A 16,344-nucleotide genomic window follows, 5' to 3' on the forward strand; every position below is an offset into this window, starting at 1 on the left:
AACATACACGACTTAATCTTATCAAATTCTAATCATCATAACAACTACTAATTGTAAAAAATAACTAGCTTACGCGATTCGCATAAACTAGTTCTTTTGAATTATTTAGGCATAACTTCTGCTGGAATAGCCGATTGGTATTTTTTACCACCAACCGTTGCTTGGTGTTCTGCTTTAGCTTTTGCTACTAACTCTGGATTGACTAATAAATCATATGCCGTTGTAGCAATTGTTTTTCCTGCCGCTAGTAACCCTTTATGTGCTACAGATGATTTACCGTTTGCAACCCACTGCCAAGAATGTGGTGGTGTTCCTTGTGGTTCGCACCCAATCAAGACTTGAGCTGTTGGACAAACCCAACTAACGTCTCCTACATCTGTTGAGCCTGACGTTGCATTTGAAAAGAATAGTGGACTAATTTGCTCTGAGACCGGCATTGTACCAAGTCGTTCGATTTCTTCTTCACTCGCCGATGGATTGCTTTGTCTCGCTCTTGCAATCAACCCAGCTTTTGTTGCATCGTTTAAGCTGTCGTAATATCTTTGGCTATATTCTTGGTCTTCTTTCGTTAAATTCATATTCCCAAACTCTGTTAAGTTCTCATACATAGCTGAAGTCACTGCTTGGTTTGGTAAATAGTTTGCACAGGCTGAATCAAAAACGATTTCTAATTCTGTTTCAGTCATCAAAGCTGCGCCTTCTGCGATTTTGTTCACACGTTTGTAAATTTCTTCTGCTTGTTCTAGTTTTGGTGCGCGAATAAAGTAATACAAACTAGATGTCGGTTGAACCACATTCGCTGACTCGCCACCTGCATCCATAAATGCATAGTGAACACGTCCTTCATCAATAATATGTTCACGTAAAAATTGTACGCCGATATTCATTAATTCTGCTGCATCAAGAGCACTACGTCCTTGTTCTGGAGCTGCTGCGGCATGGGCAGATACACCTTTAAAGTTATAATAAATTTGGTAAACAGCTAAGCTGCTAAGACCCCAAGCCATACTTGTATCCATTGGATGCCATGAAAGAGCAACATCAAGACAGTCAAATACACCATCTCTTGCCATAAAGGCTTTTCCATAGCCACTTTCTTCAGCTGGACAACCAAATAATTTGATTGTACCTGGTAATTTTTCTTGCTCCATTAAATCTTTAACACCAACAGCACCTGCTAATGCACCAGTTCCTAATAAGTTATGGGCACATCCGTGTCCGTTACCGCCTTCGATTTCCGCTTTTTGTTCACCTAAATCCGCAACTTGGCTTAAATTACCTAAAGCGTCGTATTCTGCTAAAATTCCAATCACAGGATTGCCGCTGCCATATGTTGCAACAAATGAATGTTCCATATTGGCAACACCTTTTTCAATTGAGAATCCTTCCTTTTCTAAAATTTCTAGAAAAGGTTTTACAGATTCAGTTGTAGCAAATCTTGTTTCAGGAGTCCCCCAAATCTGATCTGCTGCTGTGATAAATTGGTCTTTTTTTGCATCGATTAATGCTGAAATTTGTTTTTTTGCATCCATTCTTAGTTCTTCCTTTCTTGACTACAATCAATTTTCTATTTTTTTAAGTCTGTTTGTGTTCATTAACGGTCAATCCCAAATAATTCTTTTGCGATACGTTTCCCAGTTTTTGTTCCAGCTAAACCGCCAATTCCAGTTTCACGAATATCTGCCGGCATACTTCGGCCAACACGATACATTGTTTCAACTACTTCATCTGCTGGGATTTCACTTTCGATACCTGCCAAAGCCATTTCTGCAGCGCTAATAGCATTGGATGTACCACCTGCATTTCGCTTGATACACGGAATTTCTACCAATCCTGCAACAGGATCACAGGCTAATCCAATTAAGTTATTTAGTGCGATGGCGAAAGCATGGCTGGCTTGTTTAGGTGAGCCTCCTGCCATTTCTACCAAAGCGGCGGCGGCCATACCTGAAGCCGAACCAATTTCAGCCTGACAACCACCTTCAGCACCAGAAATCATTGCATTGTTTGCTGTAACAAAGCCAAAAGCCGCAGCCGTAAATAGAAAGTTCAGCATCTCTTCTCTGGTTGAGCCAAATTTTTCACTAAAAGCCAGCAAAACCCCTGGAACAACGCCCGCCGAACCCGCTGTAGGCGTGGCACAAATCATTCCCATCGCTGCGTTGACTTCGTTTGTTGCCACAGCATAACACAATGCTTTCACAAATGTATTGTCTGTCAGTACACTTTTTTGATCTAAATAAGCTTGTAATTTTTTCGCATCATAACCTGTTAAACCTGAATGAGAACGAACACCTTGAATCCCTTTTGCTGCGGCGGCCTCCATTGTTTCTAAGTTTAAAGCCATTTGGTTCATGATTTCTGTTTTAGTACGTCCAGAAGTTTCTATTTCCTGAGCGATCATGATCTCAGATATTGTACACTGATTCTCGTTGGCTCTTTGCACGAGTTCTTCAATTGATTCAAACAAAAAATTCACGTCCTCTAATTTAGCCGGTCGTTGGCAAGACTGCTGTTATTCCCGGTATCTCTCTTATTTTTGCTACTAATTTTTGACTAATATCGCTAACTGTTTCAACAAAGAAAACTGTCTCTTTATTTAGTTGCTGAACTTCTACGAATTCAGGGCTTTCCAATGCATTTTCTACGCATGGAAGAGCAGATTCTTGATCAGTGGTGAACACTAATCCATTCCCTTGCAAAGTAGAATGATGATTGATTTCCGTCAATTGAATACTCCCACCACCAATTGAAATGGCCGTCAAATTCAGTTTCTCTTGTTCATCGATCAATTCTAAATTAACGGTATTCGCGTGTTCAGTTTCTTTAGTACTCACTAAAAATTCAATCTTAACTCCTTGTTTTTCAGCTATTTCGATAGCATTTGGAATACGTTCGTCATGCGTTTCAAAACCCAAAACCCCAGCAACGATTGCAACAGCTGTTCCGTGACCTTTATAGGTTTCTGCAAATGAGCCGAAAAACGTCACGATTAATTTTTGGGGTGTATGTTTATATAATTCTCTTGCCATATTACCAATTCTGACCGCTCCAGCTGTATGAGAGCTGGAGGGTCCGACCATGATTGGGCCGATGATATCAAAGGCACTTTTGTATTTAAATTTTTTGTCTGACATTACGCTTCTTTTTTCACTCCTAATACACAAAGCCCACAAAGTAGACTCGCTGCTGCCATAAAGCCAAAGGCTAACGTAAATGAACCACCAGCGGCTTTGATTAATTGTCCTAAAATCATTGGTGCTAAAAATCCGCCTAATGTTCCGCCTGTATTGATAATTCCAATTGAAGAACCAATAATGGATGGGTCCATGATTTTATGTGGCCATGTGAAGATTGCGGTGAATGCGCCTACTGAAACCATACTTACGGCGATTAAACAAATCATTGATAACACTAAATTATTCGATAAAACAAACGCTACAACTAAAACTGCTGCTAAAATTGTGGCACTAAGAATAAACATACGCTCTTTGCCTAAAAATAATTTTGATAACAATACGCCTGCAAACATTGTTGCAACTGTTTGGAAGACTGCGTTCACAGCTAACAAATAACCAATCGTTGTAATGTCGATCTCAAATTTTTGTGCTAAGAAACTTGGTAACCAAGACATATTTCCATAAAGTAAAAAGTTCAATAGTAACATTGAGATAAATAAAATCAACACATTGCGGTTTGTAATTACTTGACTAAATTTCATTGTTGGTTTATTTGTTGAACCAGTTTTTGTACTAACTACTTGTTTTGGAACAAAGATACCTACAAGAATGAATGCTACTGCAAACATCGTTCCTAATGCTAGATAACCATAACGCCAATTTGCATTGATCAAGTTTGTTCCTAAAGTAAAGGCCAAAATCCCACCAATACCTGATGTTGAAAGAATCAACGATTGAATAAATGTTCTGCGTTCTTGCGGAAAATTATCAGCAATCGATTTTGAACAACTTGGTGGATACCCTCCATGACCAAGTCCAGCAAAAAAGCGGATTGCCATGAATAACATCAAACTACTTACTGCGCCAAAAGCGAATGAAAAAATTGAAATAATTGCGAGTGACAACATTAATACTTTTTTTGCTCCGATTTTATCGGCTAACCAACCACCTGGAATTTGCATCAACGAATATCCTAAGAAAAAGAAGGACATGATCATACCCGTTTGGCCTGCATCTAAATTAAATTCTTTCGCCATCGGTAAAACTGCTGTAGAGATCATGCTCTTGTCCATGTAAATCATCGAATATCCTGCCATTAAGGCAAAAATCAACCCAGCACTACTTTTAGTTGTTACTTTTTCAACTTGTGTCTCCATTTTTTTCCTCCATAGGTTCAAATATAAGAAAACGTTTTCTATGAATTCATTATACGAAACATTTCACAAATAAAAATCACTTTAATTGCGCTATGTAGTGTTAATATTTTCATTATGAAGCAAAATAAAAAAACAAAGCAAAAAAGTAGTAGTCTTTTTTGCTTTGTTTTACAAAATAAATAGGAATAGGTTAAATAAATTCTAGAATCATCCTATAAAAAATACTAGCGAAACCGTACAATATATAGACCCCAGTGACCATTCTAGCTAAATTGACGTTAGGCCATTTAGTCGAATAAGTCTTTTGAAACGCAACAGTAAACAACCCAATCGTTAAGAAAAAAACAACAAACTTTCTAATGTCAAAGGCTAGATTCACATAAGAAGAAGCTGTTACGATTTGAGCTCTTGGCAAAAAATAGTAACTAACAATAGCAAGCTTGACCCCAAATGTAGAGGCCTGTTTCTTTTTATCAAGCAAAATAATCCCCCCATTTACATCTTCTATAACGATACGAAAAGTTGATATTAACTTAGGCGATTCCTAATATAACGGCTGAAACAAGTACAACTGACAAGCATTTAATGTCAACGTAGCTTCCATTTCGTAGCCAAATGAATCAATTCGCTCTTTTTTTAGTTCAAACCTTGGTAAAATCTTTTGTTCCAAGTATTTCTGTAATTCATAATCCAACTCTACTTGCCCACCGACTCGGATCCAATCATTATAAATCCCACCGTGATCCTTATCCAATACGTATTCACGTATCAAATAATTTCCTGCAGGTAGCTCACTCAAATGAATTCTTACTTTCTTCGTCTGATATTGAACTTGGAATGTATCCACTGAATACAACGGGTCGAGATAACTTGAATTATAAAGTAACAGTTGATATTGACCTTGATTTTTTGTTAAAAGATACCCATCACCACTGGCGACTAGTTCCCCTTTTAAATGATCTAAAAAACGCAATGAAAAAAACAAAGGACGTCGAAGTTCTTCATAAAGAAAAACCGATAAACTGCTATCTTCCCTCATATGTGTCTGTCGTTCTTTCACCTTGATGTTCAACCAATACGCAATCCCAGTCACTTCTTTGGAGAGTTCTACTATTGACTCTAAAATCAATGCCGAGCGAAAAAAGGTCCCTGAAAACGTGTTTCCTTCACCAACTAAGGTGTTCCAGTCTGTTAAAAACAGTTCTGGTTGCCAAGATGGGGGAATAGCCCCTAACTCATTTCGGCTTGTTGTGATCACGGATTTTACTCTAGTTAAAATTGCTTGCTGATATTTTTTAAACCTTATGGCATGTTCATCTTTGATCAACGTAGTTGCGTATGGGTCAGCATGAAAACTAATAAAATCTGGTAAGCAATATTGTTCTGCTTGTTCTATGATAAACAATTGATATTGCTGATATTCTTTTTCATCTAATGAACGTAATGACATTAGCCCAAACTTGAGCGCAGGTACTAATTGTTTTAGTTTACGGTATAAATAGCGATACCCAAAACGGCTGCCTTCATTCCAGATACCGCTGATTTTAGGCAATGACCATTGAATATACCACTGATTCACTTCATCTCTCCCATAACGATTCAAGAAGTGACGGATAATTTTCAACTGCTTATCACACCACAATTGTACCTCCTCTGTCGTAGTGTATTTTTCAGGCAAATAAAGCTGAATCATAGGTTTCAATTGGATTTTCACTAGGAAATCAAACCATTGATTATTTAAAATGTATTCCGATACAAGCATCACATCATCTTCAAAATTCGTCTCTTCACAAAAGCCTTCAAATTGAACCAAATCAAATGCTAACTCATTTTGTAAAATACATAATTCTCTCTGTACGCCATTTGCTAACCCTTCTCCAGCAGGCCCGATTTTGATGATTTTTTTACTACTATGGTATTCTGGTCGTGTTTCCTTTGGCAAAACTAACTGCAATCTTTGCTCAATTGCCGCATTTTCATCTTCAATATCATTTTCTACTAAATATTTGGCCAGCTCTTGTAGTGCTGCTGCACCTGTTATCTCTTGATAGTCAGCACTTTCCGTTGGTTGTTTTTCCTGATCATGGGTTAATGAGTACTTTTTTCGATAATTAGCGGGCGTTACACCATAATGCTTTTTGAACACTTGATGGAAATTTTTTGCGTTGGAAAAACCATTGTTCAATGCCACTCGAATGACTGATTGAGATGTTAAAACCAACGCTTCTGCTGCATGCATCAACCGTATCTGATTCAAATATTCGGTAAATGTAACTCCGACTTGCTTCTTAAACGAACGTGAAAGGTGGTAATAAGAAATCCCGCTAGATTCAGCCAGTTCTTCTAATGAGATTGGCTGGTCGTACTCCTTTTGAATTTGTTCTAACAGGCGATTCAGACGTTCATCTGCAATTTCCGTTGGCACTTGTGGTAAAGGAACGACTTCTTTTTTAAATCCTTTCACTAATTGTGTGAGAACGGTAAAGAACAGTTGATAAATCTCCAACTCACTTTCCCCACTTTGTTTGAAATAAGCAGCCATTAAATGAACTAACGATTCCCTTAGTTGTTGAATCTTTTCAGCCTCAGCCACTTTGGTTCCACCAGCAGTAGAACATTCAATGTAGGGAAGCCAATTTTCTTTAAAATGAGCCGTAATCGGCGTTCTGGAAATTCGTAGCAACAACAGTAAATTTTTCTCTGTACTTTTGACTTGAAACTGTTGTCTCGGATTGATGACCAGCAGATCATCCGCAGTGAGTTGATATTCTTTTTCTCCCATTGTGACCACTACACTGCCGCTAAGCATTAGAAAAAGCGTGAAATAATCACTGATTTGTGGCGGCGCATAGCTGACTTTCATCAAGGATAGATGGAAAGGAAATTGCTTTGATTCATCCATAAGTTTGACCTTCCTTAGTTTCTTCAGTGTTGTTTAACAAAATATATCATCAAATTACGCTTCAAACAAGCTGTCTTTCTTCTAAAAGATTGTCTATACTAGGAGTAATTTAAAAAACGACAGGCTTTATACACGGGAGGACAAAAATGAAAGCAAGCCAAGGCGATGTGTTTAAAAGAAGAGAAAATATTCTTGAACGTCTAAAAAAAGAACAGCACTTGACTGTTACTGAATTAGCAAATTTTTTTAATGTTTCTGCTGTTACGATCAGACGGGATTTACTATTTTTAGAAAAGAAAAAAATGATCGAACGTTTCTATGGCGGAGTTAAGTTGATTCATGAATCACCTTTATCGCAACCGCTAATGCATGAACAAAAACCTTTTCCTGTAGCAAGTTTTGTTGAAAAATTCAGTACTTTTATGCCAAATAGAGCTCAGCTTTTTGTTGGATCTGGCCATTTCTCTAAAGAAATCATTTATGCATTATCATTTTTTGAAATCAGTATTTTGACCAACGATATCCGTGCGATTGCGATCGATCATCCTAAGAAAAAAGCCGTTATTTCACTTAGTGGCGGAGAATTAGAACGTGAGACACAGGCACTAGTGGGCGATTTTGCTATCCATTCTATCAATAAAATCCAAGCAGACCTTTGTATCATTGAAGCAGCGGGATTTAACACACATGAAGTTACGACTAAAACATTGAACGAATCCTTTATCTATCGCACCATGATTCAACATACAAAAGGCCCAAAAATTGTTTACACCTCTGCGTTCAACCTAGAAACAGTAAGTTCCTTTATGATCGATAAAACATTTTTATTTGATGCATTATATACTGATTCCACGATATCACCTGATATTTTGACTCATTATCAGTCCCATGGAATCCCCATTCACGTGTTATCTTAATAAAAAAGGTATACTAAAAAAGTTGGCTTTTCTTGCATAAATGATGAAATGGCATTTACCGTTCATCTTAAACCGTTCATAAAAATTCTTTCATGAACAGTTCTTTTGATTATATTGAATTCACTCAAGTAATCCTTTATTCTAAAGCCAAAGAAAACGCTTTACAAAATATATATAGAATGGAGAAACCAATGACACATACATTTCCAGAGAATTTTTTATGGGGGGCATCTATTTCCGCCCATCAAACAGAAGGCGCTTATCAAACAGACGGTAAAGGTCAAAGTGTTCAAGACACACGACCACGAGACAACCATGACATCGCCGATTTTACCGTAGCAGTTGATCATTACCATCATTACAAAGAAGATATTCGATTATTAGCTGAAATGGGAATCACCATTTTTCGTTTCTCGATTGCTTGGACAAGAATTTTTCCAAACGGACGAGGGGAACTTAATCAAAAAGGAATACAACACTATAGCGATGTCATTGATGAATTGCTAAAATATGGGATTCAACCTTACATTACATTAAATCACTTTGATCTCCCTCAAGCTTTAGAAGATGAAGGAGGTTGGAGCAATCGCAGTACCGTAGATGCTTTCAAAGTTTATGCTGAAACACTGTTTGAAGCCTATGGTGATCGCGTAAAACACTGGTTAACGATCAATGAGCCAAACATCATGTTATTAGTGGATAAAAAAATTCTAGGAAAAGAAATCCCGCTGCAAGAAAAATACCAACAATTCCATCATCTAATGATTGCTGAAAAGTATGCTTTCAAGCGTTGCCACGAATTGATCGAAGGTGGACAAATTGGTCCTGTACCAAACATTTCCCTAGTCTATCCAGCCACGAGTAAACCGATGGATAATCAAGCCGCCCTTTATTTTAATAGCGTTCGCAATTGGGCCTATCTAGATTTTTCTTGTTTTGGTCGTTATAATGCAGTCTTCAAAGACTATTTAAACCGCAATAATATTACGATCAAGTTTGCTAATGAAGACCAAGAATTGATGGAAACTAATTTCCCGGATTTCGTCGCGATGAATTTTTATACCACTGTTACTGTAGAAAAACCAACCGAAAAAGACGACATGGCAAACGGTATAAGTGATCAACAAAGCGAAGACATCATGGAATGGGGCTTTTATAAAGGGTTTACCAATCCTTATTTAAAGAAAAATGAGTTTAATTGGACGATCGATCCAGATGGCTTGAAAACAACTTTGCAAACTCTTTATGATCGTTATCATTTGCCAATTATTATTACCGAAAATGGTTTAGGAGCCAAAGATGAGTTAACAGCAGATGGCAAAGTACAAGATCCTTACCGTATCAACTACTTGGAGCAACATATCGACCAATGCTTACAAGCCATTGAAGCAGGTGTTGATTTGATTGGATACAGCCCATGGTCAGCAATTGACTTAATTAGTGTTCACGAAGGCATCAGTAAGCGTTATGGGTTTATTTATGTGGATCGTACAGAACAGGATGAAAAGGAACTCGCTCGTTATAAAAAAGATAGTTTTTATTGGTACCAATCATTGATCAATACCAATCAACTGCCCTCTTAAAGAAAGGAGAAAAAAATGAATAAAGTATTTACTTTTTTAGAAACAAAATTGATGCCACCTTTGAATAAAGTTGCGAACTTGCGCTTTATTCGCGCAATAATGCAAGCAGGGATCATTACAGTGCCTTTTACAATCGTTGGGTCGATCTTTCTGATCATCAATAATTTGCCTCAGATCATTCCGCCCCTCGCACCATTTTTTGAGAATACGATTTTAAAATTTGCTCCGATCTATAGCGTGGCTACCACCATGTCGATTGGGTCGATTGCCATTTTTTACTGTTTAGCGACGGCTTATTATTTAACAGATATTTATCGAAAAGAAGAAAGTGATGGGCTGAGTAGTTTTGTTGGAGCGATTTTAGGGTTATTTGCCTTTTTAATGACAATCGTGCAAACAGACATCGTTGATGGCGCTGCACAATTGGTTCAATCTGAAAGTGAAACATCGATTGTGTATAACGGTGTTGCTCTTGGAGGTTGGGTCACTCGTTTTAGTGGTGTTGGGATTTTTATTGGGATCATCACAGCTGTCATAGCCACTCAGATTTATCGTTGGTGTGTGAAAAAGAACATTACGATTCGGATGCCAGAAGGCGTTCCGGATGGTGTAAGTAAAGCTTTTGCTTCATTGATTCCTGCTATTTTCATTGCTTTTGTAATGTTGTTTATCAACACAATTTTAGCAGCGTTCCATACTGATTTACATGGGTTGTTATCAAAACCATTTGAGTTTGTTAAAGATTTGACAGGTTCTTGGTTAGGGATCATTGTGATCATGCTATTGATCCATCTCCTTTGGGCTGTTGGGGTTCACGGAACAGCTGTAATCAAGAACAGTTTTATCAATCCGATTTTATTAGTGGCATTGACTGAAAACATTGATGGCGGATCAAACATTTTCGCTGGTGATTTTGTGAATATGTATATCTTTATCGGCGGTGCAGGTAGTACGCTTGGGTTAGTTTTATTGATGATTTTCGTTGCAAAATCCGACCAGTTAAAGGTACTAGGTAAAGCAGCCGTATTGCCTGGCTTGTTTAATATCAATGAACCGGTTATTTTCGGGGCACCGATCGTGTATAATCCTTATTTGATTATTCCGTTTATTGTGACGCCTTTGATCAATGTGACGATTGCCTATTTTGCTACTTCTCTTGGGTTAGTGAATAAAGTGATTACGGGGATTCCTTGGATTTCTCCGGTTGGAATCGGAGCGTTTCTTGGAACTGGCGGTGATTTTAGAGCCGTGCTCATTGCGTTTATTAACTTAGCGGTATCGATTGTTTGTTACTATCCATTTTTCAAGATGTATGATGGAAAATTGTATGCAGAGCAAACCTCTGCACTAAAACAAGATTAATTAGACATTACAAAAACAGCCATTATTCCTGTATGCAAAAATACAAGAATAATGGCTGTCTTTTATTTATCTACTGTGCTTAACGATGTTTTGTTTCAAACAATGGGCTAACTGGTTTATTTTCATGAATACGTTTGATAGCATCCCCAATTAATTCTCCAACGCTAACTTCATCGATTTTCTCAATTTTACGATCATCTGACAGATAAATTGAGTCTGTTACTACTAAACGCTTGATTGCAGAATCTTCAATACGTTGCAATGCAGGTCCAGACAAGACTGGGTGCGTACATGAAGCATACACTTCTTTTGCTCCCGCTTCTTTTAATGCATTAGCAGCTAATGAAATCGTCCCTGCTGTATCGATCATGTCATCGATTAGTACACATGTTTTACCTTCTACGTGTCCAATAATATTCATCACTTCAGCAACATTTGCTTTTGGACGACGTTTGTCAATGATCGCAATTGGTGATTTCAAGTACTCAGCTAATTTACGAGCACGCGTCACACCACCATGGTCAGGAGAAACAACGACAACATCATCGCCTTGAATCCCGTGTTCCATAAAGTAATCTGCGATCAATGGAGCACCCATCAAATGATCCACTGGAATATCGAAAAATCCTTGGATTTGGACTGCGTGTAAATCTAATGTCAACATTCTAGTTGCTCCTGCTTTTTCAAGCATATTTGCTACAAGCTTCGCTGTGATTGGCTCACGGGCGCGCGCTTTACGATCTTGACGTGCATAACCATAGTAAGGCATAACAACGTTGATTGTTTTTGCACTAGCACGTTTTAACGCATCGATCATGATCAACAATTCCATTAAGTTATCATTAACAGGACTGCTTGTTGATTGGATGACATAAACGTGAGAGCCACGAATACTTTCTTCAATATTCACTTGAATTTCACCATCACTGAATTGAGTGACAGAAGATTTTCCTAATTCGACACCAACAGCTGCTGCGATTTTTTCTGCTAATGGACGATTCGAGTTAAGAGAAAAGATTTTCAATCTTGGATCAAAATAATGTTTTGACATGGGGACCTCCACTTTCTTTTACTGAACAATAGTTTCCTTATAAATAGTAGTCACTTTTTCAAAATAAATCAAGTGATTTTAGGGTATTCCTCCAAAATAATACAATTTTCTAATAAAATTATGGCACTCTTAGCATTAAAAAAATGAGGAACATCAAAATATGTCGATTTTGTCATTTTCTTTTAAAAAAATAGCGTATTTTCTAATGACAATTTTGCAAATATATATTACTATTTAGAAGGTTACCAAAAATGAAAGCGCATTATTTTTTAGTGTTTGATTGCGAGTACTAAGCTATGGATTATCTAGCTTCGCAGGTCAGTCTTTCGGAAAATGACAGCAGTTTATTTTTCTCGATGAGCCTGTTACGCTATAAATTTAAGGAGGAATTTTGTGAAAAAGTCTGTTTTGAAAAAAGTACAACTTGGGTTACAAGTATTGATGGTTTCAACGTTACTTGCAGGTACCAGTGCCACTACTGCATTAGCAATCGAGCAACAAACAACTGCATCAACACAACCAGATAACGCTACTGTTTCAAGTACAACATCGGATGAACAAGATACCATTACTCCAACTGATACGGCGGAGACATCTCAACGACTTACTATTTTAGGCACCTCAGATGTTCACGGCCAACTATGGGATTGGTCTTATGAAGATGACAAACAAACACCTGTTGGATTGTCTCAGGTCAGCTCTGTCGTGAATAACATCCGTGTAGAAAATCCTAATGGCACGATTCTGATCGATAATGGTGATATGAACCAAGGAACGATTTTAACGGATGACCTTTACAACAAAGCACCTTTGATCGAGAAACCAAACCCAATGATCAAAGCAATGAACTACATGAAATATGATGCCATGGTTTTGGGGAACCATGAATTCAATTTTGGCTTGGATTTAATCAAAAAACTAGAGACTGAAGCAGCATTTCCAATCTTATCTGCAAACACCTATGTTAAAGACTCAGGCAACCGCTTTGTTGGCGGAACCACGAAAAAAGCGATTGACCTAGATGGTGATGGCACCACAGACTTAACCGTTGGAATCATTGGTTTAACCACCCCACAAATTCCTTTATGGGATGGTGCAAAAGTCGACAGCCTTTCTTTTAATCCTTTGAAAGAAGAAGCAGAAAGAGCGGTTGCTGAACTAAAAGACGATACAGATATTATTGTTGCTTCAATCCATGCTGGGCGTGAAAACTCTGATCCGGCTGCAAGTGCTGATCAAGTCATCACGAATGTCGCTGGTATCGATGCGTATATTTTAGGCCATGATCACCGTTCTTTCGCAGAAAAAATCCAAGGACCAAATGGGCTTGTTCCCGTAGCAGGTCCTAAAGATACTGGAACCGAAATGATCAAGATCGACCTTGATCTCGAAAAAACTGGAGACAAATGGCACGTCAAAAACAGTGTTCCCGCCATCATAAGCACTAAAACTGTCCCAGCAGATGAAACATTAAAAGCTGAAACGAAAGAATACCATGATAAAACGAGAGAATTTATCTCAGAAAAAATCGGAACAGCGACTGGCGACTTTTTACCGCCTGAAGAAGTAAAAGGAATTCCTGAAGCGCAACTGCGTCCGACTGCGATGATTTCTCTGATCAACAATGTTCAACGAAAAGCAACAGGTGCACAACTTGCTGCCTCTGCTCTCTTTAAAGCAGATAGTAAATTAAATGCTGGAGACATCTCATACTCAAACATTTTTGACATTTATAAATACCCAAATACACTAGTTAGCGTTAATATCACTGGGGAAAATCTTTTAGCATACATGGAAAATCAAGCAGATTACTACAACACTCCTAGCCCAGATGATTTAACCATCAGCTTTAATGAAAAAATCCGTGTGTACAACTATGATGTCTTTTCTGGGATTTCTTATAAAATAGATATCTCTAAACCACATGGAGAACGCATAATCAATCCAACAATCGACGGAAAGCCAGTTGATCTGGCAGCAAACTATACGATTGCCATGAACAATTATCGTTATGAAGGATTATTAACACAAGGTCTCGTGACGGAAGAACCCATCAAATCCACTGATCCAGAAACACTTCGCGGTTTGATCGCTGATTATATCCGTGAAAAACAAACCCTTGATCCATCAGTTGAAATTGAAAATAACTGGGAAGTGATTGGCTATCATTTCAATAAGAACTGGCGTGACCTAGCTGTTAAACTAGTGAATGATGGTACCTTGCAGACACAACCTGCTGCAGATGGTCGAACACCTAACGTCAAACCAATCACGAAACAAGATGTTCTCGATGCTGGCTTCTCACCTGAATCAATCACGATTATGCATACTAATGATGTTCACGGACGCTTAGAAGGCAACGGCAAAGACGTTTTAGGCATGGCTCGATTAAAAACGTACAAAGATTTAGTACAACCTGACCTTATGATTGACGCAGGGGATGTTTTTCAAGGATTACCGATTTCTAACTTCTCTGATGGAATGGATATGGCAGCTGTCATGAATGAAGTGGGCTACGATGCGATGGCTGTTGGTAACCATGAATTTGACTTTGGATTTGACACGGCCATGGAATATAAGAACAAACTAAACTTCCCAATCTTATCCAACAACACATTTAAAGATGGAAAACTAGTCTTTGAACCTTACACAATCGTTGAAAAAACTGGGAAGAAATACGCCATTATCGGGGTAACAACACCAGAAACAGCTACTAAAACTCACCCAAACAATGTAAAAGGTGTGACGTTTACCGATCCAATCGCTGAAACGAAAAAAGCAATCAACACAATCAAAGATTCTGGCGAAGCGGTTGCTGCTTATGTTGTAACAGGTCATTTAGGCATCGACGAAACTACACCATATGAATGGCGCGGCGATACATTGGCTGAAACATTAAGTAAAGAATATCCTGATTTGAATATCACTGTTTTAGATGGCCATTCACATACAGCTGTAGATGGCGGCAAACAGTTTGGAAACGTCATGTATACCCAAACAGGGAATTACTTGAATAATGTCGGTTTAGTAGATGTTGATTTAACAGACCTTAGTAAAAAAACAGCTTCCTTAACAACAGCAGAATCTTTAGCTAGCTTAGAGGAAAATCCTGCTGTCAAAGCCTTAGTTGATCAAGCTAAAGCTAATTTTGAAGAGTGGGGATCAGAGGTTGTGATTGAAAATAATCCTTATCAATTCAATGGAGAACGCGATAATGTACGAACGAGAGAAACCAATCTAGGGAATTTGATTGGAGATGCTATGCTCGCTTACGGCAAACAAAGCTTCAAAAACCCAACTGATTTTGCTGTCACAAACGGTGGCGGTATTCGAGCAAACATTGAACCTGGCAAAGTAACGTTAGGTGATGTTATTGCCGTCATGCCATTTGGAAATAGTATCTCTCAAATCAGTGTTACAGGTAGCCAAGTCAAAGATATGTTTGAATTGTCCCTGCGTTCAATGGCGCAAAAAGATGAAAATGGTGCCATCATTTTAGACGACTACAAGCAACCAAAACTTGGTGCAAACGGCGGTTTCCTTCATGTTTCCAGCACGATTCGTGTACACTATGATTCAACTAAAAAAGGTTCTTTACTGCCAGCAGACGAAGGCAATGGGACAGACAAAACCATTGTTGGAGAACGAGTATTGCAAATTGAAGTTCAAGACCGCACGACCGGAAAATTTGCGCCGATCGATGAAAAAGCAACCTATTATATGGCAACAAATGATTTCTTAGCAGCTGGTGGCGATGGCTACGATATGCTAGGTGGTGAGCGTGAAGAGGGTATTTCTCTGGACAGCGTTTTGATTAAACATCTAAAACAAGGTGCAAACCTTCGTTTATATGATGCTGCTACAAATATTGACTTATCACAATACAAAGAAGCTTTTCCGGGCGAACGGATCATTTCAATTTCAGAATCCGATTTTAACCAAAAAAATAAACCCGAACCTGTACCCGATCCAGATCCTAAAGATCCTGATAAAAACAAACCTGATAAAGTAAAAACTCCAAAACCAGAGGATAAAACAGTGGATTACCCGAAATTGGGTGAAACAATTATTGCTTATGGTAGTTTAGGTTTACTCATTATTGGTTTTTCTGGTTATGGATTTTACGAATATCACCGCAGACGGAAAATAGGCTAACTAAAAAAGATGGTGACCAAATATTGGTGACCATCTTT

Annotated in this window: 11 protein-coding genes; 4 read left to right on the forward strand and 7 right to left on the reverse strand. The window is 38.2% G+C overall.

Annotation, left to right across the window (positions count from 1 at the left end; all coding sequences use genetic code 11):
- Window positions 1–101: 101 nt before the first annotated feature.
- The 6 genes from I586_RS12440 to I586_RS12465 all read right to left on the reverse strand — a co-directional run bounded on the left by I586_RS12440 (window position 102) and on the right by I586_RS12465 (window position 7,238).
- The gene (locus tag I586_RS12440; RefSeq protein ID WP_010766493.1) at window positions 102–1,532 is read right to left on the reverse strand and encodes a M20 family metallopeptidase; all 1,431 of its coding nucleotides are present in this window, start codon (window positions 1,530–1,532) and stop codon (window positions 102–104) included.
- Window positions 1,533–1,594: 62 nt separating this feature from the next.
- The gene (gene sdaAA, locus I586_RS12445) at window positions 1,595–2,470 is read right to left on the reverse strand and encodes an L-serine ammonia-lyase, iron-sulfur-dependent, subunit alpha (protein WP_010766494.1); all 876 of its coding nucleotides are present in this window, start codon (window positions 2,468–2,470) and stop codon (window positions 1,595–1,597) included.
- Window positions 2,471–2,489: 19 nt separating this feature from the next.
- Entirely contained in the window at window positions 2,490–3,137 is a 648-nt protein-coding gene (sdaAB, locus tag I586_RS12450) for an L-serine ammonia-lyase, iron-sulfur-dependent subunit beta (RefSeq protein ID WP_010766495.1), read from the reverse strand.
- A complete protein-coding gene (locus I586_RS12455) occupies window positions 3,137–4,336 on the reverse strand; it encodes an MFS transporter (RefSeq protein WP_010766496.1) in 1,200 nt (399 codons plus the stop codon). The genes sdaAB and I586_RS12455 overlap by 1 nt, the downstream gene beginning before the upstream one ends.
- A 190-nt stretch (window positions 4,337–4,526) precedes the next feature.
- The gene (locus I586_RS12460) at window positions 4,527–4,817 is read right to left on the reverse strand and encodes a hypothetical protein (protein WP_010766497.1); all 291 of its coding nucleotides are present in this window, start codon (window positions 4,815–4,817) and stop codon (window positions 4,527–4,529) included.
- Window positions 4,818–4,880: 63 nt separating this feature from the next.
- A complete protein-coding gene (locus I586_RS12465) occupies window positions 4,881–7,238 on the reverse strand; it encodes a helix-turn-helix domain-containing protein (protein WP_010766498.1) in 2,358 nt (785 codons plus the stop codon).
- A gap of 146 nt (window positions 7,239–7,384) precedes the next feature.
- Between I586_RS12465 and I586_RS12470 the strand changes: the two genes are divergently transcribed.
- From I586_RS12470 to celB, 3 genes are all read left to right on the forward strand, one after another.
- Window positions 7,385–8,155: a DeoR/GlpR family DNA-binding transcription regulator gene (locus tag I586_RS12470; RefSeq protein ID WP_010766499.1), complete on the forward strand. Its 771-nt coding sequence runs from the start codon at window positions 7,385–7,387 to the stop codon at window positions 8,153–8,155.
- Window positions 8,156–8,346: 191 nt separating this feature from the next.
- Window positions 8,347–9,738 (forward strand): glycoside hydrolase family 1 protein, encoded by a 1,392-nt coding sequence (locus I586_RS12475; RefSeq protein ID WP_010766500.1) that lies wholly within the window; start codon window positions 8,347–8,349, stop codon window positions 9,736–9,738.
- A gap of 15 nt (window positions 9,739–9,753) precedes the next feature.
- Window positions 9,754–11,100, forward strand: a complete 1,347-nt coding sequence (gene celB / locus I586_RS12480; protein WP_010766501.1) for a PTS cellobiose transporter subunit IIC — start codon at window positions 9,754–9,756, stop codon at window positions 11,098–11,100.
- Between the two features lie 79 nt (window positions 11,101–11,179).
- Here the strand turns inward: celB and I586_RS12485 are convergent, their stop codons facing one another.
- Window positions 11,180–12,151 carry a ribose-phosphate diphosphokinase gene (locus tag I586_RS12485; protein WP_010766502.1) on the reverse strand — a complete coding sequence of 324 codons (972 nt, stop codon included), beginning with the start codon at window positions 12,149–12,151 and terminating at the stop codon, window positions 11,180–11,182.
- 393 nt (window positions 12,152–12,544) lie between these two features.
- Between I586_RS12485 and I586_RS12490 the strand changes: the two genes are divergently transcribed.
- Window positions 12,545–16,306 carry a 5'-nucleotidase C-terminal domain-containing protein gene (locus tag I586_RS12490; protein ID WP_010766503.1) on the forward strand — a complete coding sequence of 1,254 codons (3,762 nt, stop codon included), beginning with the start codon at window positions 12,545–12,547 and terminating at the stop codon, window positions 16,304–16,306.
- The last annotated feature ends 38 nt before the right edge of the window (window positions 16,307–16,344 follow it).

The sequence above is a fragment of the Enterococcus moraviensis ATCC BAA-383 genome (genome assembly GCF_000407445.1).
GTDB classification, from domain to species: Bacteria; Bacillota; Bacilli; order Lactobacillales; family Enterococcaceae; genus Enterococcus_L; species Enterococcus_L moraviensis.

Coding starts and splice junctions, on each gene's coding strand:
- I586_RS12440 (WP_010766493.1), bottom strand. CDS start 1,532: ATGGATGCAAAAAAACAAATTTCAGCATTAATCGATGCAAAAAAAGAC.
- celB (WP_010766501.1), top strand. CDS start 9,754: ATGAATAAAGTATTTACTTTTTTAGAAACAAAATTGATGCCACCTTTG.
- I586_RS12475 (WP_010766500.1), top strand. CDS start 8,347: ATGACACATACATTTCCAGAGAATTTTTTATGGGGGGCATCTATTTCC.
- I586_RS12485 (WP_010766502.1), bottom strand. CDS start 12,151: ATGTCAAAACATTATTTTGATCCAAGATTGAAAATCTTTTCTCTTAAC.
- I586_RS12465 (WP_010766498.1), bottom strand. CDS start 7,238: ATGGATGAATCAAAGCAATTTCCTTTCCATCTATCCTTGATGAAAGTC.
- sdaAB (WP_010766495.1), bottom strand. CDS start 3,137: ATGTCAGACAAAAAATTTAAATACAAAAGTGCCTTTGATATCATCGGC.
- I586_RS12455 (WP_010766496.1), bottom strand. CDS start 4,336: ATGGAGACACAAGTTGAAAAAGTAACAACTAAAAGTAGTGCTGGGTTG.
- I586_RS12470 (WP_010766499.1), top strand. CDS start 7,385: ATGAAAGCAAGCCAAGGCGATGTGTTTAAAAGAAGAGAAAATATTCTT.